Source organism: Hymenobacter lutimineralis, from assembly GCF_008271285.1.
GTDB classification, from domain to species: Bacteria; Bacteroidota; Bacteroidia; order Cytophagales; family Hymenobacteraceae; genus Hymenobacter; species Hymenobacter lutimineralis.
The window spans coordinates 438165-464549 of the sequence record NZ_VTHL01000001.1 but is presented as its reverse complement, the minus strand read 5'-3'; the positions used below and the strand labels follow the sequence as shown (position 1 = coordinate 464549).

The 26385-nt window shown below is 61.2% G+C and carries 21 protein-coding genes; 9 read left to right on the top strand and 12 right to left on the bottom strand.

The features are described from left to right. Positions 1–53: 53 nt before the first annotated feature. The 7 genes from FY528_RS01845 to recQ form a co-directional block, all read right to left on the bottom strand. Complete coding sequence (locus FY528_RS01845; RefSeq protein WP_149069276.1) at positions 54–773, bottom strand: GAF domain-containing protein; 720 nt, start codon at positions 771–773, stop codon at positions 54–56. A 73-nt stretch (positions 774–846) separates the two neighbouring features. Further along, a complete protein-coding gene (locus FY528_RS01840) occupies positions 847–1593 on the bottom strand; it encodes a pirin family protein (protein WP_232066340.1) in 747 nt (248 codons plus the stop codon). A gap of 211 nt (positions 1594–1804) precedes the next feature. Beyond that, positions 1805–2620: a helix-turn-helix domain-containing protein gene (locus tag FY528_RS01835; protein ID WP_149069274.1), complete on the bottom strand. Its 816-nt coding sequence runs from the start codon at positions 2618–2620 to the stop codon at positions 1805–1807. A 123-nt stretch (positions 2621–2743) separates the two neighbouring features. Then, on the bottom strand, positions 2744–3658 hold the full coding sequence (locus FY528_RS01830) for a hypothetical protein (RefSeq protein WP_149069273.1): 915 nt from the start codon (positions 3656–3658) through the stop codon (positions 2744–2746). Between the two features lie 31 nt (positions 3659–3689). Continuing rightward, positions 3690–4457, bottom strand: coding sequence for a hypothetical protein (locus FY528_RS01825; protein WP_149069272.1), 768 nt, complete (start codon positions 4455–4457; stop codon positions 3690–3692). A gap of 90 nt (positions 4458–4547) precedes the next feature. Beyond that, positions 4548–5252: a DUF2306 domain-containing protein gene (locus FY528_RS01820; RefSeq protein ID WP_149069271.1), complete on the bottom strand. Its 705-nt coding sequence runs from the start codon at positions 5250–5252 to the stop codon at positions 4548–4550. A gap of 182 nt (positions 5253–5434) precedes the next feature. Further along, positions 5435–7705, bottom strand: a complete 2271-nt coding sequence (recQ, locus tag FY528_RS01815) for a DNA helicase RecQ (protein WP_149069270.1) — start codon at positions 7703–7705, stop codon at positions 5435–5437. Positions 7706–7863: 158 nt separating this feature from the next. Here recQ and FY528_RS01810 point away from each other — a divergent pair, with 158 nt between their 5' ends. Beyond that, the gene (locus tag FY528_RS01810) at positions 7864–8208 is read left to right on the top strand and encodes a four-helix bundle copper-binding protein (RefSeq protein WP_149069269.1); all 345 of its coding nucleotides are present in this window, start codon (positions 7864–7866) and stop codon (positions 8206–8208) included. Between the two features lie 165 nt (positions 8209–8373). On the opposite strand, the gene FY528_RS01805 is transcribed toward FY528_RS01810, so the two are convergent. After that, positions 8374–10266, bottom strand: a complete 1893-nt coding sequence (locus FY528_RS01805) for an alpha-amylase family glycosyl hydrolase (protein ID WP_149069268.1) — start codon at positions 10264–10266, stop codon at positions 8374–8376. Between the two features lie 180 nt (positions 10267–10446). On the opposite strand from FY528_RS01805, the gene FY528_RS01800 reads away from it, so the two are divergent. Then, on the top strand, positions 10447–11625 hold the full coding sequence (locus tag FY528_RS01800; RefSeq protein WP_187631952.1) for a dienelactone hydrolase family protein: 1179 nt from the start codon (positions 10447–10449) through the stop codon (positions 11623–11625). 37 nt (positions 11626–11662) lie between these two features. On the opposite strand, the gene FY528_RS01795 is transcribed toward FY528_RS01800, so the two are convergent. Continuing rightward, positions 11663–12847 (bottom strand): THUMP domain-containing class I SAM-dependent RNA methyltransferase, encoded by a 1185-nt coding sequence (locus tag FY528_RS01795; protein ID WP_149069266.1) that lies wholly within the window; start codon positions 12845–12847, stop codon positions 11663–11665. A gap of 204 nt (positions 12848–13051) precedes the next feature. Between FY528_RS01795 and FY528_RS01790 the strand changes: the two genes are divergently transcribed. The 7 genes from FY528_RS01790 (at position 13052) to FY528_RS01760 (ending at position 21549) form a co-directional block, all read left to right on the top strand. Continuing rightward, a complete protein-coding gene (locus tag FY528_RS01790) occupies positions 13052–13720 on the top strand; it encodes an aquaporin (protein ID WP_149069265.1) in 669 nt (222 codons plus the stop codon). A 45-nt stretch (positions 13721–13765) separates the two neighbouring features. After that, entirely contained in the window at positions 13766–14344 is a 579-nt protein-coding gene (locus FY528_RS01785) for a Zn-dependent protease (RefSeq protein WP_149069264.1), read from the top strand. A gap of 50 nt (positions 14345–14394) precedes the next feature. Beyond that, on the top strand, positions 14395–15792 hold the full coding sequence (locus FY528_RS01780; RefSeq protein ID WP_197748861.1) for a sugar MFS transporter: 1398 nt from the start codon (positions 14395–14397) through the stop codon (positions 15790–15792). 235 nt (positions 15793–16027) lie between these two features. After that, a complete protein-coding gene (locus FY528_RS01775; protein WP_149069263.1) occupies positions 16028–16801 on the top strand; it encodes a bacteriorhodopsin-like in 774 nt (257 codons plus the stop codon). Between the two features lie 101 nt (positions 16802–16902). Continuing rightward, positions 16903–17913 carry a Brp/Blh family beta-carotene 15,15'-dioxygenase gene (locus tag FY528_RS01770; RefSeq protein WP_149069262.1) on the top strand — a complete coding sequence of 337 codons (1011 nt, stop codon included), beginning with the start codon at positions 16903–16905 and terminating at the stop codon, positions 17911–17913. Positions 17914–17988: 75 nt separating this feature from the next. Next, positions 17989–19020, top strand: coding sequence for a UDP-N-acetylmuramate dehydrogenase (murB, locus tag FY528_RS01765; protein ID WP_187631951.1), 1032 nt, complete (start codon positions 17989–17991; stop codon positions 19018–19020). A gap of 231 nt (positions 19021–19251) precedes the next feature. Beyond that, complete coding sequence (locus FY528_RS01760) at positions 19252–21549, top strand: phospholipase D-like domain-containing protein (protein WP_149069261.1); 2298 nt, start codon at positions 19252–19254, stop codon at positions 21547–21549. Between the two features lie 135 nt (positions 21550–21684). Here the strand turns inward: FY528_RS01760 and FY528_RS01755 are convergent, their stop codons facing one another. The 3 genes from FY528_RS01755 to FY528_RS01745 form a co-directional block, all read right to left on the bottom strand. Then, positions 21685–24108, bottom strand: a complete 2424-nt coding sequence (locus FY528_RS01755) for an endonuclease MutS2 (RefSeq protein WP_149069260.1) — start codon at positions 24106–24108, stop codon at positions 21685–21687. Between the two features lie 228 nt (positions 24109–24336). Then, on the bottom strand, positions 24337–25095 hold the full coding sequence (locus FY528_RS01750) for a TIGR02757 family protein (RefSeq protein ID WP_149069259.1): 759 nt from the start codon (positions 25093–25095) through the stop codon (positions 24337–24339). 101 nt (positions 25096–25196) lie between these two features. After that, a complete protein-coding gene (locus FY528_RS01745) occupies positions 25197–26267 on the bottom strand; it encodes a LysM peptidoglycan-binding domain-containing protein (RefSeq protein WP_187631950.1) in 1071 nt (356 codons plus the stop codon). Between the last annotated feature and the right edge of the window lie 118 nt (positions 26268–26385).

Sequence of the window (26385 nt, the reverse complement as noted above, 5' to 3'; positions counted from 1 at the left end):
CGGGGAGGCTTTGTTGTAGTACTGCACTGGCTTAATGGGCGCAGCCGAGGTTGCTACACCGCTTGCGGCACGTCGCGCAGGCGGCGGGTCAGCACTTTCTCCATACCGTTGAGGCGGCGCACTACCAGGTCCAGCACTTCGTCGTCATCGAGGTTGATGCCGTGGTTGCGGGAGCTGAGGTAGCGTGTGAGGGCGGCGTTGTCGTCGAGGGTTTCAGACAGCTCGTCTTGCGCGGCTTCCCACTCGGCGGGCATCTGGGCCTGCAGATATTGAAAGCGCAGCTCCACGGTGCGGCTCACTAGGTCGGCCAAGCGTACCAGCACGCTTTCTTCGTCGGCGGAAAGGGTGCGGAACTCCCGGCCAATTACGGCCATCATGCCAATGCGGGCTCCGTCGGGCATACGCAGAGCTGAGCCCGCGTAGAAGTTCAGTCCCATAGCTTGCGCCACGTCAGGCTTAATGAGTTGGCAGCTTTCGGCTTTGTAGTCGGTCGTGACGACGGGTACGTCGGGCAGAATGGCGGCCGAGCACATGCTTTCCGTGCGGGGCAAGCCGGGCACTCCCTCGGCCCCCGCCACGGCCTTGAACGACACGTAGTCGTCGTCCACAAACGAGATGAGTGAAATTGGCGTGTTAAACAGCTGCGCGGCCCAGGCCACATAGTCATCAAAAATCTTTTCCGGGGCGGTGTTTACTATTTGGTACAGATGCAGGGTGCGCAGGCGCGCTGCCTCATCTTGGGGCACTAGTTGATTGGGGAATGCAGTAAGCATATGGGAAAAGAAACGGCGGGCTAACAGTAGAAATGCTTACTGTCAGCCCGCCGAAAGGTTGAGCTTATGCAGCTTAGTAGTTGGCTTCGCTGGCCGGCAAGTCGATGAGGATGAACTGAGCATCCTTGGAAGCGCGGATTTCCAGTACGTTTTCATCGGTGGATCGGATCTGGTCGTTGGTGCCCATATCCACTCCGTTGATGTACAGGGTGCCTTCTTTCACGTAGACAAACGTGTTGCGAATGGGAAACGTCTTGAACGTGACGGTCTTTTCGGCCGCCAGATTACACCAGTACACCGTACTGTTGGAGTTCATGTATACCACGTCTTCCAGTACCTTCTGCCCCGATACCAGCGGCACCAGCTCGTTTTTGGAGTCGAGGAAGTCCACATCCTTTTGCTCGTAGCTGGGCGCCAAGCCCTTCTGGTTGGGCAGAAACCACAGCTGGTAGATGTGGGCTGCGTCGTCCTTATCGTTCTGCTCAGAATGCGCCAGCCCCGTGCCGGCCGTCATCCGCTGCACCTCCCCTTTTTTGATGGTCGACTTGTTGCCCATCGTGTCGGCGTGGCAAAGCTCCCCTTCCAGCACCAGCGTTACAATCTCCATTTCGGAGTGTGGGTGCTGCGGAAAGCCCGATTTGCCCTGAATCACGTCGTCGTTGAACACGCGCAGGGGCCCAAAGTGAATATTTTGGGGGTCGTAGTAGTCGGCGAAGCTAAACAGAAAGTGGCTGCTGAGCCAGTGCACGGGCGCGGCGTGGTGGCGGTCGGTTGCGGGAATAAGCTTAAGCATCGAAGTCAGGAGTTGATAGTGATGCATAGGCTTACGCGGGTAAGCAGCGGGAGGTTAAGCATGACCTCGTATGCCCCGCCCTTGCAGCAGCATGAAGCAAGCCGGCTCGTTCTGTATCAAGCAAATTTATGGAAACAGAAAGCCCTTACCCGTTGCGCAACGGGTAAGGGCTTTTTAGCATTTCAGCGGAGGTGCGCCATCCGCAATTTTATCATCACCTTACGCCTTGCCGCGCCGCTTAGGCTTTCTTCATGGTGCTTACCTGCTGCTGCAGATCGAGCACGATGCTGGCCAGGCGGGTGAGCGAAAGGTCGGCAATGGGGAAAGTGCTGCTGATGTAAGCCTTGGCTTCCCAGATTTCCACCACGTCCTCCACGTCGATTTCGTAGGGCGAGTATAGGGGGTTGTCGGAGTGCAGGGAAAGCATGGCGCCATCCTTAAGACGGTTGAACACGCGCTTAAACACAATACCCTCCTTGGAGCTGACCACGATGCAGGGCGTGCCATCCTTCAGACTCAGCCAGTCGTCCACGTAGCGGCCCACAATGACGGTACCACTGGCAATGGGCAACATAGAGTCGCCGGCAATTTCAAAGGCGCGGTAGGTACCGGTATTGCCCAGCATGGGCAGGCGGAACTTGGGCAGCTCCTCCAGGTACTCGGGGTCGGCGTAGCCATTGAGGTAGCCAGCAGCAGCCTTCTGAGGCACCAGCTCAATGTTCTCGTTCTGCTCCTTGTCAACGGTGAGGGCCAGGATGCGCAGGTTGCCATTGGGCCGGCCAGAGGCCGCTGTTTCGGCCAGCGTAGTCGCCTGGGCTTGCTGCAGTTGCTGCGCGGCCTTGGCGTTCTTGCGCTTGCTAAAATCGGTGGTGACCAGCTGATCGAGGGAAATGCCAAACAGCCGGGCCATGTTCACCAGGGTGGTGAGCTTGGGCTCGGCGCGGCCTTCTTCGTAGGCGCCCACCAGGGAGCGTTTGATACCCAGTTTTTCGGCCATTTGAGCCTGGGTCAGGCTCAGTTCACGCCGCCAGAATTTTAGATTGGTATTAATCATTGCGCAGAAAGGAGCCGGGAAAACGCTGCAAAGACAAGCAAGTACCGGCTCACGAAGATACGAACCACACTACGCGAATACTAATTCAATTAGCTGAAATTTTTGCTAAAAATTTTATGGCAGCTACAGACTGTCGGTGCTGGCCAGTTCTGTTGCCTGTATACCTGCTTCTGCTGAGGCCTCCGCTTTTAGTGCGCCGGGCTCGGCCCACCACTCGTCGTTCTGCCAGTACGTGTTCCAGCCCAGCTTGGCATACTTCGGGTTAAAATCCGGGTCCCGCTCCCCTATCGTGAATTTGGCGAAGACGTCCTGTCGGAAGCTCATAATGTTGCTAACCCACACTACTGCTTTTTGCTGCTGGGTGTCGGGGTTCGTCCACTTCCCGTCAAACAATATTTCGCCGCCGCGAGAATTAAATTGCCGATTTCGGCAGAAGGCACTTAGCTCTCCTTCCTCCGATACTAAGAACTCAACTATCACGTCGCCGGAGAAAGTACCAGCCCCTTTGTGGCCGGCAGCCTCCGTGAAAGTAAACTTCCCAAGCGCCACGTAGGCATTTAGCTGATTCTGTTCATCTACGTATTTGCGCCAGCCCTTTCCCTTCTCGCCTTTGGGCACCGTCATCTTCGGCTGGTTGGTTAGCTGCGTGAGCATAATTTCACCCGAAAACGGCGTAACAACCTTTTTGTACCGGTTCTTGCCCTGCACAAAGTAGTGGGCTGGATTAACTGAATCCTGTCGCACCTTTAACATGGCAAACTCTATGCGGTAGTGGTCAGGGCCGTAGAAACCATTCATAATTTCATGGTCATCAGGCTCCTTGGCAATCAGGCTGGCAACGTTATACTCCTTCAAAAACTTCAGCTCACTGGTAGATAGACCTGAAGCGGCGCTGTTACTAACGTCTGACAGAGCCGCTGACGCGGTCTGTACAGTTTCGGTGGTAGCCGGTAAGGCGGTAGCGACTGGTGTAGTGGCAGGTTGCTGCTGGCAGGCAAGCAGGCCCAGCAGCGCGAAAGGCAGAATGCGCTTTGGCATAAGTCGATTAGATAAAACGTACGTAGAGCAATTATAAAACGGGTTCTTCGGCCTCGGCCCACCATTCCTCGTTTTCCCAGTACCGGTTCCAGCCTACCCGGGCGTATTTGGGGTTGATGTGCATGCCCCGGTCGCCAATGTAAAACCGGTCCATGACGGTATGGGCAATATCCATAAAGTTGCTGGCCCACACAATCTTTACGGGCTGCGGGTGCGCGGCACTGGCCCACTGGCTGGTGAACGTGGCTCCCTCACCAGGCGTCATGAAGCCAAACTCTTCGCCCCGAGCCGGCATGTACGCCAGCCCCGCCGCAGTGTGCGAAAAGGTCATAGCCAGCGTGCCAGTAAATACGCCCGCGCCTTCTTCGGCCGGGCTTTCTGTTAGCCGAAACCGGCCCGTAACCTTGTAGTGCGCCAGCGCTTTGAAGTCCGACGCCCTGACCTCCGGCTTGACTTTGCGAATGGATGTGAGGGTGATGGTGCCGCGAAAGGGCATAATCCGCTCCCGCTCCCGGCTTTTGCCTTCTACGTGGTAGACGGTTGGGTTCTTGCCGTCGCGGCGCACTTGTTTATACACGATGTCCAGGCGGCGGTATTGCGGGCCCATGCAGCCCAGCATTGTTTGGGCCTCAGCTTTTTTCGCGTGCAGGTGCCACAAGGGTGCCAGGTTGAATTGGCGGAACAGACTCTGGGAGCTGGCGGCCGTTTTGGTGCGGACCGGAGCGGCTTTCGGGGATTTGGCAGGCGGGGCAGCCGCCGTGGCAGCCACCAGGGCCACCAGCATCAGAAGCAGTTTCATGGTATAACTTGAAAAAGTGGATGCTAACCTGATGCGCTGCTTTTTACCCTGGTCAGCAACCAGTATGCACCAAAAGCAGCCGCCTACGGGCTACACAGCTACGGCCTCAGCCCGCGGGCCTACGGGAGTCGTAAACCGCGCCTTTCGCAGCAGCCGACGGGCCAGCCCAGCCTGCACCAGCACTTCGGCCAGCACCAGGTTGCCCGTCCAGGAAAGCCACGTAACGGTGAGGTAGGTTTCGATGGGCTTGGTGCCAAACAGGTAAAAGAGGCCGTAGCTTTCCAGGCGCAAACTCATGGCGGCCAAGGTCACGGCGAAGGAGCGAATCATCCACTCCGTGTGGGCTTCCCAGCGGCGCTGCCGGGCCAGACGGTAGGCCTGCCAGGTACTGAGCCACCACACCACGCACTGCAGCGTGAAGCCCACTTTGGCTACCAGCCCGCCATTGGCAAACCCCGCCAGCACCAATCCCGACGGCGCCGCCAGGGCCAGAATAGATGCCACGTATAGCTTGCCCAGCCGGCGGTGCCAGGCGGCCCGCCCCCGAAACCACTGCGGAAAGAACTGCATCAGTCCGGCCGCCAGCACCCACAGGCTGCTGGTGATGTGCACGTAAAAACCTACCCGAAACAGGATGCTTTCGTTGGTGGCGTCGGACTTAGTGGTGAGAAAGTGAATGCCCGGCTCCAAGGATAAATAGGGCCACACTTTGGTCGCCATCAGCACCGTGAAGGCCACCACGCCCGCGCCCGCCAGGAGCTGCATAACTCGCGCAACGGAAACGGGTGGCAACATAGATATAGGTGGCTAAGCCGGTATGCTGGTGCATAACGCAGCACGTATATTCTTATGATAGGATATAGCAAATATTTTTTGAGCATCGGTGCGGGCTGTTTACGCCCCGCGCCGACGCTCATTCTGCTGGTAGACTACTGCCTATTGGTGGTGAGGCCCGCGCCTAACTTAGCTGCTGGTGCCTACTCCCCGCGCAGCTTCTTAAAATACATCAAAGCTAAACGCAGGCGGAAATAGTCGTACTTCTCACGCAGGTGGTCGAACAGGTCCCGCAGCATGAGGTTGGCTCCCAACTGAGCCTGGGCTGTTTGAATTTCAGCCAGCTCCTGCGGCTTCAGAAAGTCCTCTATGCGCAGCTCATACCCACGGCTGTAAAGGGTGGAGAGATGAGTCTGGATAGTGCCCACGGCCAACCCGCGCCGCTCGGCAATGGCTTCTACGCTCAGGCCCATGCGGTGCAACTGAAACGTGGTTTCCATGGTGCCATTTACATCCGACGACGGTTCCTCGGGAGCGGGCTCTTTCTTGCGACGGGCACGCGGCGCTTTGGGCTGCTCAGCCTCAAATTCCTCAGCGTCTTCGTCCAGCTCGGCCAGGGCGGCGGGGTTTCCCCCGTGGGCCAGCACTTCCCGGATAAAGGCTTCCCCGTAGGTTTCAAACTTCTTCATACCCACGCCCGAAATAGCGAGCATAGCTGTGCGGTTGACGGGGCGCTCCACGGCCATTTCCTGCAAAGTGGAGTCGGTGAAGATAACGTAGGGGGGCACGCCCTGCTCGTCGGCAATGCGCTTGCGCAGGGCACGGAGAGCTTCAAACAGCTGGGCCTCGCGCGTGGCGGGAGCAGCTTTGGCCGCGGCAGCCGCAGCGCCTTTACGGCCTTTGGTGGGCTTCTCGGCTTTTTCGGTGGGTTGAAACTTCTTCATGGGCACGGGCCGCTGGGCTTGCAGCACTTCCCGGCCCAAGTCCGTAATTTTCAGCGCGTAGCCTTCCTCATACGCAATGTAGAGCAGGCCGTCGTTCAGCATCTGGTGGATGTAGCTGTACCAGTCCAGGTAAGGCAGGTCGCGGCCGGCGCCATAGGTTTTGATCTGGTCGTAGCCGCCGCTGAGCACGGCCTGGTTGCGCATGCCGCGCAGCACGTCGATGAGCAGGGTCAGGCTCATCCGCTCCCGGCCCCGCACCACGGCCGACAGCGCCTTCTGGGCCAGCTCGGTGCCATCGAAGGTAGTAGGCGGGTTGCGGCAAATGTCGCAGTTGCCGCAGTCCTGGGGCAGGGTTTCGCCGAAGTAGTTGAGCAGGATTTTGCGGCGGCAGCTGGCGGCCTCGGCAAACTGCTGCATACGCTCCAGCTTGGTGAGGTTAAGCTGGGTGAGCTTGGGGTCGTCCTTGGACAACATCTCCCGCAAGCTCATCACATCGGCAAAGGAGTAGAACAGCACGGCCGTGGCGGGGCTGCCGTCGCGCCCGGCCCGCCCGATTTCCTGGTAGTAGCCCTCAATGTTCTTGGGCAGGTTGTAGTGAATCACCCAGCGCACGTTGCTCTTGTCGATGCCCATACCGAAGGCAATGGTGGCCACAATCACCTGCAAATCATCCTTCAGAAAAGCTTCCTGCACGGCGCCACGCTGGTTGGGCGTCATGCCGGCGTGGTAGTACCCGGCCTTCACCCCCTTGGCCTGAATTTTCTGGGCCAGGGTTTCGCACTGCTTGCGCGAGAGGCAATAGATGATGCCGGCCTCGCCGGGGTGGCGCTCCAGAAACTCCAGGATGCCGCCCACGCGGTCCTGGCCCGGGCGCACAATCAGGTTGAGGTTGGGCCGGTCGAAGGAGGAAAGGAAAACGCGCGGCTCCTGCAGACGCAGCTGCGTCTGAATGTCGCGCTGGGTGAGGCGGTCGGCGGTGGCAGTGAGGGCAATGATGGGCACCCGCGGAAACTGCTCCCGCAACACCCGCAGCTGGGTGTACTCGGGCCGGAAGTCGTGGCCCCAACTGGAAATGCAGTGGGCCTCGTCGATGGCGAACATACTAATGCGCAGGCGCTTCATAAACGTCAAGAACCCTTCCGACAAGAGCTTCTCGGGGCTCACGTACAGCAGCTTGAGGTAGCCGTTGAGGGCCTCGCCGGTAATGGCCTGCTGCTCGCTCTGGCCCACGCTGCTGTTGATGTAGGCCGCCGCAATGCCGTTGGCTTTCAGGGCTTCCACCTGGTCTTTCATCAGGGCAATGAGCGGCGAAACCACCACGCAGAGGCCCTCCTGCACCACGGCCGGCACCTGGAAGCACACCGACTTGCCCCCGCCGGTGGGCATAAGCACCACCGTATCCTGCCCCGCCATGATGTGCCCGATGATATCCTCCTGCATAGGCCGGAACGTGTCGTAGCCGTAGTATTGCTTGAGGACGCGACGGGCAGAGTCGAGGGTTGGAGCGAGAGGTTCGGCAGCAAATAACATGGGGTAAAGATACGGCTAATCGAGGCGGAGTGAAAGACGTAAGATAACCACAGCCGGGCGGGAATGGTGCACCTTGGCGCGCAAATCCTGCACGGCCGGTTGGCTCTCAGCCCCGTACAACGGAGGAGGTATTCATTTCCCTAATTTTCACCTGCCTTATGACTACATCCCCTGCCTCCGCTCCCCAAAACCAAACCGTGCTCGATGCCCTAAGCCGCTGCGCGGCCGCCTGCGAGCAATGCGCCACTGCCTGCCTGCAAGAGGAGCACGTGCACATGATGGTGTCCTGTATTCGCCTCGACCGGGACTGCGCCGACATCTGCCGCCTCACCGCCGCTTTCATTGCCCGCGGCTCCGACCACGCCAAGCACGTGCTGAAAGAGTGCATCGAAATCTGCCAGAAGTGCGCCGACGAGTGCGGCCAGCACCAGCACGACCACTGCCAGCAATGCGCCGAAGCCTGCCGGGCCTGCGTGGCCGCCTGCCAGCATTACGCGGGGTAAGACACAGGTTGTCCCGGCGAGGACACATCCATCCATCCGGTAAGGCGCCCAGCCGCCTGGAAGTAAAAAGCCCTTTTCCGTTGCTCACGGAAAAGGGCTTTCTGGTAAAAGAACACTGAGACGTCGATCAGGCCGGCCACCGCGCCATGACGGCGCAGTTATTTACTACTTCAGCAGCTCCAGCACCACGGCCGTTTTGGCGGGCAGTTGCAGGGTTTTGATGTCGCTCAGGGTTTCGCCCGTCAGCACGTTGCGGGCCTTAGTGAAGCCTTTCATACGCTCCGAGAAGCGGGCCGTGGGCAGGGTAGCGGGTTTGTCGGTGCTATTGGTGGCCACCATCACCGTACCGGTGGCATCGTAGCGGAAGTAGGCGTAAAGGCCATTTTCGGGCAGGTACTGCATCAGCTTGCCCGAGCTAAGCGTCGGGTGGGTTTTGCGATAGGTGGCCAACGTGCGCACAAAGTTGAAGGCGTCGTTTTCGGCGGCGTTGCGGCCGGCGGCGGTGAACTTGTTTTCCTTGTCCTCGGGCCAGCCGCCGGGGAAGTCGCGGCGTACCTCGGCATCACTGGGGTCTTTGTAGTTCTTCATCAGAATCTCCGTGCCGTAGTACATGCTCGGGATGCCGCGGGTGGTCAGCAGCCAGGTAAGGCCCATCTTGAACTTGCTGATGTCCTCGCCTACTTCGGAGAGGAAGCGGTTGTGGTCGTGGTTATCGAGGAAGGTGACCAGCTTTTCGGGGGCTACGTACAGGCCGTCCTGGGCCAGGGCCTGGTAGAGGCGCTGGGTGCCGTTGTCCCAGCCGGTGGCATCTTTGCCGCCTACTTCCCGCAGGCCGGCCAGCATGGCGTTTTCCACCACGAAATCAAGTCCGCCAGGCTGGTTGGACTTAAACGGGAAAGCCACCTTGTTGCGCACATAGTAGGCCTGGTCCACCACGTTATTCACGGCCGACTCCCCGAAGATGTGAATCTTGGGATATTCCTGCAGCAGCGCCGCGTTGCAGCGGTTCATGAAAGGCTGGTCGTTGTACATATACGTATCGATGCGCCAGGCATCCACCCCGAAGGTCTCCACCGTCCACAGCGCGTGCTGAATCAGGAAGTTGGCCACGTAGGGGTTCTGCTGGTTGAGGTCGGGCAGGAAGGGCACAAACCACCCATCCAGGGTCACCTTCCGGTCGATGTAGGCGGAGTGCGGGTCGGTGATGGGCTGCTGGCGGTAGCTGGTGTTGGTGTAGGTGGGCCACTGGTGCAGCCAGCTTTTCATGGGTAGGTCGCGCACAAACCAGTGGTTGATGCCCACGTGGTTGTACACGGCATCCTGCACCACCTTCAGGCCGGCGGCGTGGGCCTGCTGCACGTAGGCTTTGTAGGCCGCGTTGCCACCCAGGCGGCGGTCTATCTGGTAGTGGTCGGTGAAGCCGTAGCCGTGGTAGGCCGAGCGCATGGCCCCGCCCTCGTTGGTGAGCGGCTGGTCGTTTTCGAGCACGGGCGTAAACCACACGGCCGTCACGCCCAAGTCCTTGAGGTAGCCGATGCGCTGGGCGGCGCCCTGCAGGTCGCCGCCGTGGCGGTAGAAGGGGTTGGTGCGGTCGGCGTTGGGGTCGGCCATGCTGGCCACCTTGTCGTTGCTGGGGTCGCCGTTGGCAAACCGGTCGGGCATGGCCAGGTAAATGAAATCGGCCTGCGTAACGCCCTGGCCCTTGGCGGCGGGGTTGCGCGGAAGCAGCTCCCAGGTGCGCGTCACGGTTTGCGCGCCTTTTTTGCCCACAATGCTCACCTTACCGGGCTTGGCCGTGGCGGCAATGGTGAGGTCCAGAAAGGCGTAGTTGGGGTTTTCGACGGTGCTGGCTTTCGTCAGCTTCACGCCGGGGTAGGTGATGGTATAGGTAAGCGTGCCCGCATTGGGCCCGTACACCAGCAGCTGGACGTTGGGGTTTTTCATGCCCACAAACCAGTTGGTTGGGTTCACGCGCGTAATGGCCGGAGCCTGGGCTGCCGCCCAGAGCGGCAGCAGCAGGGCCGCCAGCAGGAGCCGGTAAAACAGGGTTTTGCTCATAATGGGTAAGGGGATGTTGACGGGAACGGGCAAGTTAGCGGATGGTTACCGGAAAACTGCCGTTCAGGAAACGACTTCCGGCCTAACGGCAAGCTTTCCGCGGCCGCAAATTCCTGGCGCGACAGGCAACGGCGGCTGCCCGGGCGGCATCTGAGGTCTATAAACCCTTCCTTTATGCATATGCCCCGTGTTCTGTCCGCTGGCGTTCTGCTGGCCCTGCTGTTGTTCACCCCGGGCGTACGCGCCCAATCAGTTTCCTACGCCCAGATGCTGGAAACGGCCGCCCGGCAGCTCAGTCAGAAAAACTACTGCGAGGCCACTGCCACCTTTGCCCAGGCCTTTGCCGACAGCACCCAGGCTGGCCCGTTCGACCTGTACGCCGGCGCCGGCACCGCAGCCCAGTGCCCCGGCCGGCAACCCCAGGCTATGCGCTGGCTACTGCTACTCTCGCGGCAGCCCCACCTTTCCATCAGCACCCGCGACGTGGACAACATGGCCCGGGAAGAAAGCCTGCGCAGCCTGCACACCCTGCCTGGTTGGCCCCGCTTCCTGACCAATATGCGGCAAGCCGCCGCGCGCCACACCACCGAAACACAGCGCGTAGCCACCGTGTGGCAAAGCACGGCCCGGGGCCAGGCGCTGCCCGTGCCCGCGCAGCAAGGTGTTTTTGTACCCGCCCGGCCCGGTTTTGCCTTGTACTATGCTCCCGTCGATACCGTGCAGGTACCCTACCTGGTCTACGTGCCCGCCACCTATCAGCCAGACCGCCGCACCGACCTCATTGTGTATCTGCACGGCGGCGTGGCCACTACCACCCAGTTTCAGGCTGCTGACCCGGGTGTGGCCCAGGAACCCATTTTTGCCATTGCTGCCACCCGAAACGCCCTGGTGCTGTACCCCTTCGGCCGCCAGTCCTTTGGCTGGCTGGAGCAGCGGGCAGCTCTGGACAACGTGCATCAGATGATAGCCCAGGTAAAGCAGCGTTACCACGTGGATAGCCGCCGCGTATACCTGGGCGGTATGTCCAACGGCGGCACGGCGGCCTTTTGGTTTGCCTGCCAGTCGCCCAAGGGCTTTGCCGGTTTCTTTGCCCTCTCGGCGCTGCCCGTTAGCGCCCTGGGGCCACTGAACTTCCGGCAGCTGCGGCGCGGCTCCCCCCTGTATTCCCTGCACGCCGAGGACGACCAATTGTACACCTACCCAAAGGTGGCTGCCATCTACGCGCAGCACAAGGCCCAGGCCCGGCAGTGGCATTTTCTGTCCCAGCCCACCGGCGGCCACAGCTTCCTCTACGCCCCCGAAGGCCCGGCCCTGCTGGACATGGTATTGGCCCAGATAATGCAGCGACCAGCCCGCTAAGACGGGTTGGATTTCGGGCTACCTTCCCTTTGACACATTACTCCTGCTTTACCTTTCGGGTGCCTTGGTAGAGCTCGTACTTGAGCAGGCGACAGTCGATGGGGCCGTTGTAGAGAGGGATGCGGCGGCTTGTTTTCAGGCCGATGCGCTTGGCGGCCTCCAGGTTGCCGGTAAAGATATAGGCGTCGTAGCCCTGGAAGCCGGTTTTGAGCGTGTCGCCGATGGTTTTGTAGAGGGCTTCCATCTCCGCTTCCTCCCCAATCCGTTCCCCGTAGGGCGGATTCATCATTACAATGCCGGGGTCTTCCTTAGCAGGCGCTTTTGCCTCTTTCACGTCGCGCACGCCCAGCCGGATAAAGTCTTCCAGGTCGGCGGCGGCCACGTTTTCGCGGGCCAGCTCAATGTATTCCCGGCTCAGGTCGGAGCCAGCCAGGTAGGCCTGGGGGTCTTCCAGGCGCATTTGGCGCGCGTCCAGCTGCACCGATTCCCAGAGGGCCGCGTCGAAGTCCGGCCAGTTCTCGAAGCCAAACTTGCCCTGGTGGTAGAGGCCGGGCGCAATGCGCTGGGCAATGAGGGCCGCCTCGGTGAGCAGGGTGCCGGAGCCGCACATGGGGTCAATGAAGGGCTTGCGGCCGTCCCAGCCACTGAGCAGGATGAGGCCGGCGGCCAGGGCCTCGTTGAGCGGGGCCACGTTGGTGCCCTGGCGGTAGCCGCGCTTGTGCAGGGATTCGCCGGAGGCATCGAGGCTGAGCACCACCTCGTTCTCAATCATGTGCAGGTGCAGGCGAATGTCGGGGTTTTTCACGTCCACGCTGGGGCGGTGCCCGAGGCGGTTGCGGAACTGGTCCACAATGGCATCCTTGGTAAGCTGGGCCACATACAGGGAGTGCTCAAACGACGACTTGTTCACCACGGCCGTGATGGCGAAGGTCTGATCGGGCCGGAGGTAGTCCTGCCAGTTCAGGCGGCTTACTTCCCGGTACAGGGCTTTTTCGTCGCGGGCATAGAAGTCGGCGAAGGGCCGCAGGATGCGCATGGCGGTGCGGCACCACAGGCAGGCTTCGTAGAGCAGCTGCTTGTTGCCGGTGAACTCCACGGCCCGCGTGCCTACTTTTTCAACTTTAGCGCCCAGGTCCCGCAGCTCCTGGGCCAGCACTTCTTCCAGCCCAAACTGGGTGGTGGCAGTCATATAGAACGGGGCGGAGCGGCGGTTGTCAGCCATTGATTGCGGAGGAAAAAGGGGAAACGATAAGGCAAAGGTCGGCATTGTTGCCCAGCAACCCAGCACCGAGGGCCGGGGCGGGGCAGCGCAAGAACCAGCGGCGGCAGTATCTTCCGGCCGCTGCCGAGCCGTTTCGCCGTTCCCGCGGCCCGGCGCTTCCTCTCCCTGCCCAGGTTAGCACTGCTTTACTTTTTCCTTTGCCGCATGAGTTTTCCGCAGAAATACGTTTCCGAGGCGCTGGGCACCTTTGCCATTATATTCTGCGGTACCGGCGCCATCGTCATCAACCAGGAAACGCACGGCGCCATCACCCACGTGGGTGTGGCTACTACCTTCGGGCTAATCGTCATGGCCATGATTTACGCGCTGGGCGGCATCTCAGGAGCACACTTCAACCCAGCCGTAACGGTAGCCTTTGCCGCAGCCCGCACTTTTGCGTGGGGGCAGGTGCTGCCCTACATCGGGAGCCAGCTGGCCGGAGCCACCCTGGCCAGTGCCCTACTGCGCTACTTATTTCCCGGTAATGCTCTGCTGGGCGCCACCCTGCCGGCCGGGCCCGTGGGGCAGTCGTTGGTGCTGGAGCTGGTGCTTACCTTTCTGCTGATGCTGGTGATTCTGAGCGTGGCCCAGGGCTCCCGGGAGCAGGGCCTGTTTGCCGGACTGGCTATTGGGGCGGTGGTGCTGCTGGAAGCCATGTTTGCGGGCCCCATCTGCGGGGCTTCCATGAATCCGGCCCGCTCCTTCGGCCCTGCCCTGGTGTCGGGCCACCTGGAGCACCTGTGGCTTTACGTAGTGGCTCCAACGGCCGGGGCACTGGGGGCGGTGCTTATCTGGCGGTTTCTGCGGCCGGCGGCTTTTTCTGCTGAGGCATAGTCCGTGCGGCCTGCTGTTCTTTTCCCAGTCATCATTTGCTTGCTGATGAGCAGCTGCGGACTGCGGCCCTCTACCCGGCCGGTGCTGGTTCTGCAGCCGTTCCGGGGCTTTCCCAGCCCACTCTTCGACTCCGTTCACCGCCAGATCCAACGCCTGTATCCACTGGTAGTGCAACGGCCGGCGGCGGCATTGCCCAGGTCGGCCTACTATGCCCCACGCCACCGCTACCGCGCCGACTCCCTGCTGCACTTTTTGGTTGGGCGGCACCAGCCCGATACCGTGGTCATTGGCCTGACCCAGCAGGATATCAGCACCACCAAGAACGAGGTGCGCGACTGGGGGGTGATGGGCCTGGGCTACTGCCCGGGCCGCGCCTGCGTAATTTCCAGCTTCCGGTTGAAGCGGCGCAACCTAAGCACGCAGTTCTACAAGGTCGTCCTGCACGAAATCGGTCACACGCAGGGGTTGCCGCACTGCACCACGCGCACCTGCTTTATGCGTGATGCCGAAGGAGGCAACCCCACGGACGAGGAAACCAGCTTCTGCCGGGCCTGTACCGGGCACTTGCAAAGCCGGGGCTGGAAACTGGCTAGTCAAAGCCTAGTTCTCCCAAAAACTCCGTAGCATTGCTTAGCCGGCCTGCAGGCCGGCTTTTCCTTTCAACTACGCCCTGCATGGCTGCTCCCATTCGTTCTTCTGCTTCCGCCTCCACCCTTACCGCGCCGGCTCGCTCCTACGCCCTGCCCATGCTGGCCATGACGAGCTTGTTCTTCTTGTTCGGAGCCGTCACCAACTTCAACGACGTGCTCATGCCCTACCTCAAGGACGTGTGCCAGCTCACCGATCTGCAGTCGTCGTTGGTGCAGTTCGCGTTTTTTGGGGCTTACTTCCTGATGTCGTTGCCGGCGGGCTACGTGCTGCGCAAGCTGGGCTACCAGCGCGGCATTGTGTTGGGGCTGCTGGTGATGGCCGCCGGGGCGCTGCTGTTTGTGCCGGCCGCTAACTCGCGCACGTTTGGCATGTTTCTGCTGGGTTTAAGCGTACTGGGCGCGGGCATTACCCTCCTGCAAGTAGCAGCCAACCCTTACGTATCCATTCTGGGGCCGGCCAGTCGGGCCGCCAGTCGGGTGAGCGTGGTGGGCGTGGCCAACAACTTCGGGGGCACCCTCTCGCCCCTGCTGGGCGGCATACTGCTGTTTGGCGGCTCGGTGGCCCTCAAAGCCAAGCTGGCCGCTATGCCCGCTGCCCAGCGCCTGGCCGAGGAAGCCACTCTGGTAAAAGGCCCGTACATCGGGCTGGCCGTGTTTCTGGCAGTGCTGGCCGGCACCTTTGCCCTGCTGAAGCTGCCCGAGCTGGAAACTTTTGCCGATGAAGAAGCCGACGTGCTGCCAGCTGCCGCCGGCCGCCGTTCGGCCCTGGCATATCCGCATCTGGTGCTGGGGGTAGTAGCTATTTTCCTGTACGTGGGCGTGGAAGTAGGGCTGGGGTCCTTTCTTATCCGCTACGGGGAGGCCCAGGGCATCAGCCAGCTGAGCGGCTTCACCCAGGCCCTGGTGCGGGGCCTCAACGTGGCCGTCAACTTCATTGCCGTGCTGCTCGGCCAGGCCCCCGCTCCCATCGATACCACGGCGGGCTTCACCAAGGCCGTAGGCGCCGTGCTGGTGGCTTCCTACTGGTTTGGCTCGTTGGTGGGCCGGGTGGTGGGCATCCCGCTGCTCAGCCGCTGGGATGCCCGCAAGCTGCTCGTGGCCGTATGCGCCGCCGGCGTGGGGCTGGTGCTGGCCTCCATTGCCACCCAGGGCGAGGCCGCCCTGTGGCTGATTGTGCTCTGCGGGTTGATGAACTCCATTATGTGGCCCGTCATCTTCCCGCTAGCCATCAAAGGGCTGGGGCCACTCACCAAGCAGGGCTCCTCTTACCTGATTATGGCCATTGTAGGCGGGGCTGTGGTCCCCCTGCTCATGGGCTGGGTAGCTACCCACGGGGGCGGCCTGCGGGTGGCTTTCGTGCTGCCGGCCCTGTGTTACGCCTATCTGCTATACTACGCCCTGCGGGGCTACCGGGTGCGGTAGCAAAACTAAGTAGCCGGCCCTACACAAAAGCGGGTCAGAACCAGGCAATGGCTGGTTCTGACCCGCTTTTGTGTAGGGCAAACTCCATCCGCCGAAGCCCGAAAATTACCGTGGCACCGGCTGCGGAGCTTATTTTATTTTTTTGTTGAATGTTTTACAGCAAAAGGTTAAACATTAAAACATACTACTTTCTTAATGTAGGGTAAATTCTTTCTCACCCTCAACCCTTTACCCCATGCAAACGGTATTACTCGACATCATGCGCATTCCCGTAGACGACCCAGTGGCGTTTACCTTTTTCACGGGGTACATGGCCATGGCCGCGGCCTCGGTATTCTTCCTGTTTGAGCGCAGCACTGTTACGGACAAGTGGAAAACGTCGCTGCTGGTTTCGGGCCTGATTACGGGCATCGCCGCCGTGCATTACTACTACATGCGCGACTACTACGTAACTACCCACGAAACGCCTATTGCCCTACGCTACATCGACTGGACGCTGACCGTGCCGCTCATGGTGGTGGAATTCTACCTGCTGGTACGGGCGGCCGGGGCCAAAGCCTCCCTGCTCTGGAAATTGATTCTGGCGGCCGTCATCATGCTGGTGTTCGGCTACATCGGGGAAGCCTTTACCGATGGCTCCATGAGCCACTCCGTACTGTGGGGCACGCTTTCCACGGTGGGCTATGTGTACATTCTGTACTCGGCCTGGATGGGTGAGGTGGCCCAGCTGGCGGCAGCCTCCAACTCGGTAGCCGTGCAGAAGGGCGTACGGGCCCTGGCCTGGTTTATTCTGGTGGGCTGGGCTATTTACCCCATTGGCTACATGGCCATGCCCGGCGGCTGGCTCGGGCCCGATGGTGCCGGCCTGCTGCGCCCCCACGACCTGGACCTGCTGTACAACATTGCGGATGCCATCAATAAAATCGGCTTTGGCTTGGTGGTATACGGCATTGCCCGCAGCGAATCGGCGGTGAAAGTAGCCCCGGCCAGCGCCACCTTGGTGGTATAGCGGCCGCTCGCTCTTCCCCGCACTTTCTGGAATTCACCGGCTGGCAGGCTGCGTTGCCCAACCCCGGGTCGCGCAGCCTGTTTGCCTTCCCCTCCCTTCGTATGCAGCGGCAACCTTCTTCCGCGGCGGCGCCTCCCTGGCCCGCGCGCTATTACTCCTACGCGGCCGTAGGCCTGCTCATCGGGCTGGGGCGACTGGCGCCGGCCCACGCCGGACTGGTACTGGGCGTACCACTGGCCGTAGGCATGGTGGTGCTGGGCGTGGCCCACGGCGCCTGCGACCAGCTGATTGTGCCGGCGGCGGCCCCCGCCGCCCACCCGCTGCGCAACTGGCGCTATTGGGTGCGGTTTCTGGCGGGCTACCTCGGCTTGGCGGCGGTTGTGGGCCTGGGCTGGTGGCAGTGGCCGGGCGCTACCGTTGCCCTGTTCTTTCTGCTCACTATGTGGCACTGGGGCTCGGCCGATGCGCCGCCGCCTACGCTGGTGCCGGTAGCTGGTTGGCTCAGTCATAGCCTGCTGCGGGGCATGCTGCTGTTTGCGGTGCCCGCTGCCTGGTGGCCCGCCGAAACGGCCAGCATTGTAAACGACTTGTTGCACTTCACCGGGGCCACTCCCGTGCCAGCGCATACGTTTGGAACGGTGGCCGGGTGGATGGGAGCTGCCGTGGCGGCCGGGCATGTGGGCCTCTGGCTCTGGTATGCCCGAAACCGGCGCTGGGCGCTGCTGAGCCGGGAGCTGGTGGAGCTGCTGGTCCTGGCTGGCCTGCTGCTGCTGCTGCCGCCGCGCTGGTCGGTGGCGGTGTACTTTGTGTTCTGGCACAGCCTGCAGCACGCGCTGCGCCTGACGGGTTGGCTGGGCTATGGCCCCCAGGAGCTACCAATAGGCCGAACCCTGCTGCCGCAGCTAGTTTTTTTTCTGCGCCGGGCCGCGCCGCTGCTGCTGGTAAGCTGCGCCGCGCTGCTGGTGCTGGGCCGCCTGCTGGCTAGCCACCTCCCCGACGCTGCTGCCTGGTTTAGCCTGGCGCTGGTGGTTGCCTCCATCGTGACGCTGCCCCACGCCCTGCTGGTTACGCTGGTGATGGATGCGCCTCAGCGACGGCGCCCGGCCGCCTGAGCCGGCGTATCGGTATTACCACGCCGGAGCCGGCCGCAACCCCTTACCTTTGCCGGAAACCATTCTCTCCGCCCGATGCTGACGCCGGCCCCGACCCTTGACCACAACGTTTCTCTGCGCCCTTTCAACACCTTTGGCATTGAAGTGAAAGCCCGGCTGTTTGCCCGCTTTCGGTCGGTGGAGGAGCTGCAGGCGCTGCTGGCCCTTCCGGCGGTGCAGCAGGCGGAGAAGCTGGTGCTGGGTGGCGGCTCCAACCTGCTGTTTACCCGGGACTTTGAGGGCGTGGTGCTGAAAAACGAAATCAACGGGCTGGACATCATCAGTCAGGACGAGGACACGGCGCTGGTGCGGGCCGGAGCCGGGGAAAGCTGGCACGGCCTGGTCCAATACACCCTGGAGCAGGAACTCAGCGGCATCGAAAACCTGTCGTTGATTCCGGGCACGGTGGGGGCCGCGCCGCTGCAGAATATCGGCGCCTACGGGGCCGAGCTGAAAGACACCTTCGACCACCTGGAAGCGCTGGAAATTGCCACTGGCCAGCTGCGCACCTTCTCGCACGCCGAGTGCGGGTTCGGCTACCGGGAGTCGGTATTCAAAGGGCCGCTGAAAAGCCGCTATATCGTGACGGGGGTGGTCCTGCGCCTGCGTCGCCGTCACCAGGCCAACGTCAGCTACGGGGCCATCCGCACTACCCTCGACGACATGGGCATCGGGCCCGAGCCCACGCCCCGGCAGGTGAGCGAGGCCGTGGTGAGCATCCGCCGCAGCAAGCTCCCCGACCCAACCGAAATTGGCAACGCCGGCTCGTTTTTCAAAAACCCCGAGCTTTCCCAGCAGAAATATGACGAGCTCAAAGCCCAGTACGCCGACCTGCCCGGCTACCCCTTGCCCGGCGGTGTGAAGGTGCCCGCCGCCTGGCTGATTGAGCAGTGTGGCTGGAAAGGCCGCCGCCTGGGTGCCCACGGCGTGCACGACCGGCAGGCGCTGGTGCTGGTGAACCACGGCGGGGCGCAGGGCGAGGATATCCGCAACCTGGCATTTGAAATCATTGCCTCCGTGCGCGAGAAGTTCGGCGTGGAACTGCATCCGGAGGTGAACATTCTGTAGGTGCTGCGGGCAGCAGAACAACCCTCACAACCCGACCGCAATTGTATTCACCCCCCCGAATATTCACCTTGTTCGGGCTCATTGCCGTGCCCGGCGCCTGGCGGGCTGAAATAGAATATAACAAAATCTTTACCGGGCAAAGCGTTCAGCCTGACGGGAGTTTACTGGAAAGTGTGGATATTTGAAGCCTGATTTTCTGTCCGGGTTCTTCTGCACTCATTTCCTCCTTTCATGAAAAAATTTACTCTTCTGGCGCTCTTGTGCGGCGGGCTGGCCTCGCAGCCCCTGCTGGCACAAAGCGTAAGTACCATTGCTGAAGCCCGCGCGGGCGGCGTCGGCAAAACCGTGACCGTACGCGGCATTGTGACCAACGGACCGGAGCTGGGCGTCATTCGCTACCTCCAGGACAAACAAGCCGGCCTGGCCGCGTATTCGGCCTCGGCCGCGGGCTTCAACACCCTGGTTCCCGGCGACAGTATTGAAATTACCGGTACGCTGAAGGACTACAACGGCCTGCTGGAAATGGACCCGGTAACCAAGGTTGAGAAGCTGGCTTCGGGCAAAACCGTAACGCCCGTTACGGTATCGGCCGCGCAGGCCGCCACCGTATTTGCCGAGGCCTACGAGTCGCGGCTGGTGCGCATTGATGGTAACAGCAGCGTGCAGACCCTGGCCGGAGCCACGTTTGCCACCTTCGGCGGCAACACCAACTACCGCCTCAACGGCCAGAGCAACCTGGCCTTCCGCGTCAACAACGCGTCTACTGGCACCACCGGCATTGTGGGCAAGCCCGCACCGGCCGGGCAGTTCGATGTCATCGGCATCATGAGCCAGTTTACGTCGTCGGGCTCGGGCGGCTACCAGCTGCTGCCGCGCCTCTACGCCGACTTCCGCCTGGGCGGCACGCCTAACCTCACGGCCCAGCCCATGGCTACGAGCCTCACCAAAACGGGCTTCACGGTGGTTTTCTCCACCGAAAACCCCGGCTCTACCAAGGTAGAATACGGTCTGACGCCTACCTTGGGCAAGCAAGTAGAAACCACCACGGCTACCACCACCCACAGCACCACCCTCACCGATCTGGAAGCCGGCCGTATCTACTACGTGCGCGTTTCTTCCACCAATGCCGTAGGTACTACCACGTCGAGCATCGTGCCCATGGCCACGGTTTCGAACTCCACCGGCGACATCAAGGTTTACTTCAACCGCTCCGTGGACGTAACCAAGGCTCTGCCGAACAATGCTGCTAAGCAGCTTCTCTTGGCCAACGACGATACGCTGATCAAGTACATTGAGCGGGCCCGCAAAACCATCGACGTGGCGGCCTATAGCTTCAATATGACCGGCATCAAGAACATTCCGGAGGCGCTGAACGCGGCGTTTGCCCGGGGTGTGCGGGTGCGCGTGGTGTACAACACGGAAAGCGGCGCCGCCCCCGAAGGTATTCTGGCGCTGAACGCGGGTATTGGCAAGCTGGGCCGCAATACGGCCCGCAACATCATGCACAACAAGTTTCTGATCTTCGACGCCGAGGACGAAAACCCCAACAAGGCTATTGTGTGGACGGGCTCGATGAACCTGACCGGCGGCCAGATGAACACCGACCCCAACTCCGCCGTGATTGTGCAGGACCAGACTCTGGCCCGTACCTACCAGATTGAGTTCGAGGAAATGTTCGGTTCCAGCACCGACAAGCCCGGCGCCGGCAAGTTCGGCCCCGATAAGCAGGACAATACGCCCCATCACTTCCTCATTGGCGGCCGCCAGGTTGAGCAGTACTTCAGCCCCTCCGATAACGTAAATACGCGCCTGCTCGAAACCATCGGCACCGCCGACCACGACCTGCACGTAGGCACCATGCTCATCACGCGCTCCGACCTGGTGAATGCCATTCGGGAGCGGGTGGAAGCCAACGGCATCAAGGACTGCACGGAAGTGCTGGTGGACAATAATACCGACGGCCCCGACCAGTTTGCCGCTCTTACGGCTCTGCTCGGCGACCGGGCTCAGGTATACTCCCAAACTCAGCAAGGCATCTTCCACCACAAGTACGTACTCGTGGACGCCGGTGCCCCCGACTCCGATCCGACTACCTGGGTAGGCTCGCACAACTGGAGTAACTCGGCCGCCAACGGCAACGACGAAAATACGCTCGTCATCCACGACAACCTCATTACGAACCAGTACTACCAGGAGTTTGCCGCTCGTATGGCCGGCCAGACCACCAAAGTTGCCTTGTGTGATTTTGTCGTAACGGGCACCCGCGCCGGCAAGCTTCAGCAGCAGGGCCTGCAGGTGTACCCCAACCCCGCCCGGGGCGCCTTCAGCCTGAAGCTGACGCAGTCGAAAGCCCGCACCGCCACCATCACTCTGCGCGACGCCACCGGCCGCGAAGTGCTGACCTTGACCAAGCCTCTGGCTGCCGGCCAGGACCTGACGGTGGACGCCACGGGCTTGCGCCCCGGCCTCTACCTGGTGCAGGTGGTAACGCCCGAGGCTACGCAGGTAAGCCGCGTGGTAGTGCAGTAAGGCATTTTTTAGCTGATGGCTGTTAGCTAATAGCTTCGGGCATAAGACAAGAGCGGCTTCCTTCCGGGAGCCGCTCTTACTATTTTGGAGTGGTGCAGCCGCTAACAGCTAATAGCCATCAGCTAAAAGCAAATGCTACTTCAGCACCGCTACCGTCGCGCCGTCGCCACCGCGGTCGGCGTGCTCGTCGGCTACGCTGGCTACGGTGCGCTGGCTGCGCAGGTAGTCGCGCACGATCTGACGCAGGACGCCGTTGCCGCGGCCGTGCAGGATCTTGATTTCGGAAATGCCCAGCATCACGGCGTCGTCTACGTAGGCCATGACCTTGGTGAGGGCATCCTCGGCCCGCTCCCCGCGCAAGTCCAGGATGGTGTTGAAGCCCGACATGCGCCCCGTGATATCGAGGCCCAGGCCGGCATACTGGGCCGGAGCCTTGCGGCTGGCTTCCTTTTCCCGCTCCCGAATTTCGGAGCGGCTGAGCTTTTCAAGCTGGTTGACTTTCACCAGCGTCTTCATGCCCCCGAAGGACACCTCGGCGGTTTTGCCTTTTACGCTCATCAGCTCGCCGTGGCCTTCCTGCCCAATCAGGGCCACTTTGTCGCCGGGCTTAAGGGTACCAGCTTCGGCCAGCTCGCGGGTGGGGCGGGGCTTGGGCGGCTCTATCTGCAGCTTTTCGCGCACAAAGGTGTCGAGCTTCTCCCGGGCCTGCTTGGTTTCCTCCTTGCCCGCCTGGGAGCGGCGGATATCGGCAATGGTGCTTTCGATCTGCTGGTTGGTGTCCTTGAGCAGAAGCTTAGCCTTTTGCTTGGCCTCGCGCAGCACGTCCAGGGTCGTTTCGTCGAGGTAGCGCTTCAGGTCCTGGTATTCCTGGGCAGCTTTCTTCAGGCGGCGCTCGGCCTTGGCGGCTTCGGCAGTGCGCTGTTCCAGCTCCGTTTTCTCTTTCTCCAAGCCTTCCAGCAGCCGGTCATAGCGGATTTTATCCTTGCCTACCAACTGCGACGCACGCTCTACCAGCTGCTTGGGCAAGCCGATTTTGCGGGCAATTTCGATAGCAAACGAGGAGCCCGGCTTTCCGATTTCGAGGCGGTAGAGTGGCTGCAGCTGCTCGGGGTCGTAGCGCATGCCCCCGTTCACGATGCCGGGCGTACGCTCGGCGTAGTTTTTCAGGTTGGTATAGTGGGTGGTAATGACGCCAAACGCCCGGGCGCGGTTGAGCTGCTCCAGCACGGCTTCGGCAATGGCCCCACCCAGAGCGGGCTCGGTGCCCGTGCCAAACTCGTCAATCAGCACCAGGCTGCGCTTGCCGGCCAAGGTTACGAACTGCTTCATGCTGAGCAGGTGCGAAGAGTACGTGCTCAGATCGTTTTCCAGGCTTTGCTCGTCGCCGATATCCAGGAAAATATCATCGAACATCCCCGCTTCGGAGGTTTCGCCGGCCGGAATCAGCAGGCCGCACTGCAGCATGTACTGCACCAGGCCCACCGTCTTCATAGCCACCGACTTACCGCCGGCATTCGGCCCCGAAATCAGCAAAATGCGCTGCTCGGGGTTGAGCTCGATATCGAGGGGTACCACCACGCGGCGCGTTTCTTTCGGTTGCTCCTTAAACGTCAGGAACAGCAGCGGGTGCCGCACCTGCTTCCAGTGCGCCAGCGGCCGGGCGCTGAGTGCGGGAAGGGTGGCTTCCAGCTCGCGGGCCAGCCGGGCCTTGGCCCGAATGAAGTCGAGCAGGCCCAAGTACTGGTAGGCCTTGCGCAAATCCGGAATGTGGGGGCGCAGCTGGTCGGTGAGGGCCGTGAGAATGCGCACCAACTCGCGCTGGTAGGCATTTTCAAGGTCCTTGATGTCGTTGTTCAGCTCAAATACGGCTTCCGGCTCGATAAACACCGTCTGGCCCGAAGCCGATTCGTCGTGGATCAGGCCCTTTACGCGGCGCTTGTGCTCGGCAATGACGGGCAGCACCAAGCGGCCGCCCCGAATGGTGGGCTCGGAGCCCTCGGGCACCCAGCCTTCCTGGCGGGCGTGGCGCAGGATGCCGGCAATCTGCTTGCGCAGCATACCCTGACGGTTGATGAGTTCCTGACGGATCTGGCGCAGCAGCGGGGAGGCATCGTCGCGCACCTGCCCTTCATCATCCACCACTTTGTCCAAAGATGCTAGCAGGTTGCGGTCCACCTGCACGCCAATGCCCAGCAGGCGCAGCGTGGGGTAGAGACCTTCCTCGGCGTGGGTGAAGAAAACCAGCGCTTCCCGAATGGTGCGCAGGCTCATCTTCACGGCAAAAAAGGCCGGTACATCCAAATAAGCACCCGGCAAAGCGGCCCGCACCAGATGCGGGTTTACATCGTGGTAGTGGGCGCTAGGGAAGTCGGCCCCACTGTTGAGCAGCTGCCGAAACTCGTCGGTTTGCAGCAGCAGCTTCTGGAGCTGCTCGGCATTGGTCTGAAAGCTCATCTTGGCCACAAACTGGCGGCCCAGGGTGCTTAGGCAGAGGCCGTCCAGCATTTCACGCAGCTGCGTGAAGCCAATTTTTTGCTCGAAGTTGTTGGGAAGAATCAAATCAGAAAGGCGAAACGAAGTAAGCGGGAATCGGAAGAGGATGCGAAAGTAAACAGCATTCAGGCGGGGAAAGATTCACATTCTTTAATGTGCAGAATGTAGTTAATGAATAAAATGTAAAAAATGCAGCAAAGGGAGGCCAAGGCTCCCGGCAAAGTAGCTAACCGGAAGTCATTTCAATGGCGCATTCCGCACATCATCCGAGCTTTGGACAGGCTAACGCATATGCTACCGCTCCCCCGCCACGCCCAGCCCGAACAAGGCAAAGTCATACTTCACGGGGTCCTGGACATCAAACTGCCGGAGGTTGGCCGTTAGCTCTTCGGCCGCCTGCCAGTCAACCTGGGGGCGCTGGAGCAAGCCCAAACCACGGGCCACACGCTCCACGTGCACATCGATGGGGCAGATCAGGTCGGTGGGCTGCATCCGCGTCCAGAGGCCGAAGTCGACGCCGTTCTGATCCGGGCGGACCATCCAGCGCAGGTACATATTCACGCGCTTGCAGGCCGAGCCACGGGCTGGAGTAGCCACGTGCTTGCGGGTGCGCTGGGGAGCGTCATCCAGGGAGAAAAACAGCGAGTGAAAATTCTCGAGCCGCTCTTTCTGCGTGCTACCCTGCAAAAAGGCGTCCTCCAGGGAGTTGTGCTGGCGGTAGTACCAGCGGAGCCAGTGCACGAAGTACAGCAGGTCGGTGTCGCAGAACGTGCGGTGGCAGAAACCCAACAGCTTCCGGAGGTCGTCGTCGGAATGGTGCAGGACAAACTGGTGGGGGGCATCGTCCATGCGGCGCATCAGCTCCCGGCACTTGCTGATGATGGTGGGGCGCTGCCCCCAGGCCAGCAGGGCCGCAAACAGCCCGCTGATTTCAATATCGGCCCGCTCCCGGAAGCTATGCGGAATGCTGATGGGGTCGGGACCAATGAAGGCGGGCTGATCGTAACGCTGGTATTGCTCCTCCAGCAGCTCAAGCACCTGGTTGCGGTTCATGGATGGCGGTGTTCAGGTGAAGGAAGCCAAGGTTAAAAGAGCAAGTGCCAGATAAAACTGCTTTTACCTGGCACTTGTCATGATTTAGCTGCTGTACGCTCTTACGGCAGGTAGGAAGTTTCTACCCGGAAGCGCTGATCGGGTGTGGCCAGCATCTGCACAGCCCGGGGCGAGAGACGAATGAGAATGTTGCTGTTTTCGCCGGTATCGGGCAAGGGCCCGATTACCCGCACAAACACGGACACGTTGTTCATGATGTTGCGCACCTCCACAATGCTGCCCACTGGGGCTGTTTTGTGCAGGGCCAGATATTTCACGGTATTGGCATTGGGAATAACGGCGGCCAGGCCGCTTTCCGTCACACGCTTTACCACTTCGCTGGCCCGGGCCGGGCCGCGGTTTTCCTCTGGCTTGTCGTCGTCCGCATCGTCCTTAGCCGTTTCCTTGGGTGTTTCACGCGGGGCCACCGGTTTGGGCTCCTCCCGAGCTGGAGGCGGTGTTTCCCGCACAGGCTCAGGACGGGGTGCCGAAGGTTTGGGCGTGGTAGCGGCCACGGCCTCTACAGGCTCGGGCGCCGGTACCGACGAAGGAGCCGCCTTGCGGGTCGGGGCTGCCGGCTTGCTGGCAACGGGTGCTTCGCCCCCGGCTGGTACAATAATGAGCTTCTGGCCCACCAGCACTTTGCCCCCGGCGCCTAGCCGATTTTGTTTCAGCAGAGTGTTGGAGCTGACACCGAAGCGCTGGGCAATGGCAAAAAGCGTTTGGCCGGGCTTCACCACGTAAATGTGGTTGCCGCGGGCGTCGCGGGGCAAGGCCAGGGCGGCGGCCGTGGCCCCGGCGGCTGTGGCCGGCCGCGGCGTTACCGTGCTTTTGCCAGCGGGGCTGGCGGCCGGGGTCAGCAGCACGCGGGTGCGGGGCACCAGCACAATCTGCCCCGAGAGCAGCGCACCTTTAATTTTCGGATTCGCCTCCACAATGTTATCTACCGGCACTTTGTACCGCCTTGCCAAGCCATAGAGGGTTTCGCCGGGCGCTACGCGGTGCCGGATCAGGGCGGTATTGTTGCGGTATTCTACTCCGATGGAATCGGGAGGAGCGACGGGGCCGGGCGCAGCCTCCGCCAGCACACCCGCACACAGCAAGGCAGCCAGGAAAAAACTAAAGCGAATCATGAAGCAATGGAAAGCAGAGGCGAGGAAAGCAGACACAAAACGATGTCGGGCGCCCCTTTGCATAATTAGTGCCGAAAGATAAAAAATTATCCTGCCCAAGTACCACTTTTTCCCCAGC

Excerpts from the sequence above, each read along its gene's own strand:
- FY528_RS01845 (WP_149069276.1), bottom strand. The coding sequence starts at position 773 with ATGCTTACTGCATTCCCCAATCAACTAGTGCCCCAAGATGAGGCAGCG.
- FY528_RS01840 (WP_232066340.1), bottom strand. The coding sequence starts at position 1,593 with ATGCATCACTATCAACTCCTGACTTCGATGCTTAAGCTTATTCCCGCA.
- FY528_RS01835 (WP_149069274.1), bottom strand. The coding sequence starts at position 2,620 with ATGATTAATACCAATCTAAAATTCTGGCGGCGTGAACTGAGCCTGACC.
- FY528_RS01830 (WP_149069273.1), bottom strand. The coding sequence starts at position 3,658 with ATGCCAAAGCGCATTCTGCCTTTCGCGCTGCTGGGCCTGCTTGCCTGC.
- FY528_RS01825 (WP_149069272.1), bottom strand. The coding sequence starts at position 4,457 with ATGAAACTGCTTCTGATGCTGGTGGCCCTGGTGGCTGCCACGGCGGCT.
- FY528_RS01820 (WP_149069271.1), bottom strand. The coding sequence starts at position 5,252 with ATGTTGCCACCCGTTTCCGTTGCGCGAGTTATGCAGCTCCTGGCGGGC.
- recQ (WP_149069270.1), bottom strand. The coding sequence starts at position 7,705 with ATGTTATTTGCTGCCGAACCTCTCGCTCCAACCCTCGACTCTGCCCGT.
- FY528_RS01810 (WP_149069269.1), top strand. The coding sequence starts at position 7,864 with ATGACTACATCCCCTGCCTCCGCTCCCCAAAACCAAACCGTGCTCGAT.
- FY528_RS01805 (WP_149069268.1), bottom strand. The coding sequence starts at position 10,266 with ATGAGCAAAACCCTGTTTTACCGGCTCCTGCTGGCGGCCCTGCTGCTG.
- FY528_RS01800 (WP_187631952.1), top strand. The coding sequence starts at position 10,447 with ATGCCCCGTGTTCTGTCCGCTGGCGTTCTGCTGGCCCTGCTGTTGTTC.
- FY528_RS01795 (WP_149069266.1), bottom strand. The coding sequence starts at position 12,847 with ATGGCTGACAACCGCCGCTCCGCCCCGTTCTATATGACTGCCACCACC.
- FY528_RS01790 (WP_149069265.1), top strand. The coding sequence starts at position 13,052 with ATGAGTTTTCCGCAGAAATACGTTTCCGAGGCGCTGGGCACCTTTGCC.
- FY528_RS01785 (WP_149069264.1), top strand. The coding sequence starts at position 13,766 with ATGAGCAGCTGCGGACTGCGGCCCTCTACCCGGCCGGTGCTGGTTCTG.
- FY528_RS01780 (WP_197748861.1), top strand. The coding sequence starts at position 14,395 with ATGGCTGCTCCCATTCGTTCTTCTGCTTCCGCCTCCACCCTTACCGCG.
- FY528_RS01775 (WP_149069263.1), top strand. The coding sequence starts at position 16,028 with ATGCAAACGGTATTACTCGACATCATGCGCATTCCCGTAGACGACCCA.
- FY528_RS01770 (WP_149069262.1), top strand. The coding sequence starts at position 16,903 with ATGCAGCGGCAACCTTCTTCCGCGGCGGCGCCTCCCTGGCCCGCGCGC.
- murB (WP_187631951.1), top strand. The coding sequence starts at position 17,989 with ATGCTGACGCCGGCCCCGACCCTTGACCACAACGTTTCTCTGCGCCCT.
- FY528_RS01760 (WP_149069261.1), top strand. The coding sequence starts at position 19,252 with ATGAAAAAATTTACTCTTCTGGCGCTCTTGTGCGGCGGGCTGGCCTCG.
- FY528_RS01750 (WP_149069259.1), bottom strand. The coding sequence starts at position 25,095 with ATGAACCGCAACCAGGTGCTTGAGCTGCTGGAGGAGCAATACCAGCGT.
- FY528_RS01745 (WP_187631950.1), bottom strand. The coding sequence starts at position 26,267 with ATGATTCGCTTTAGTTTTTTCCTGGCTGCCTTGCTGTGTGCGGGTGTG.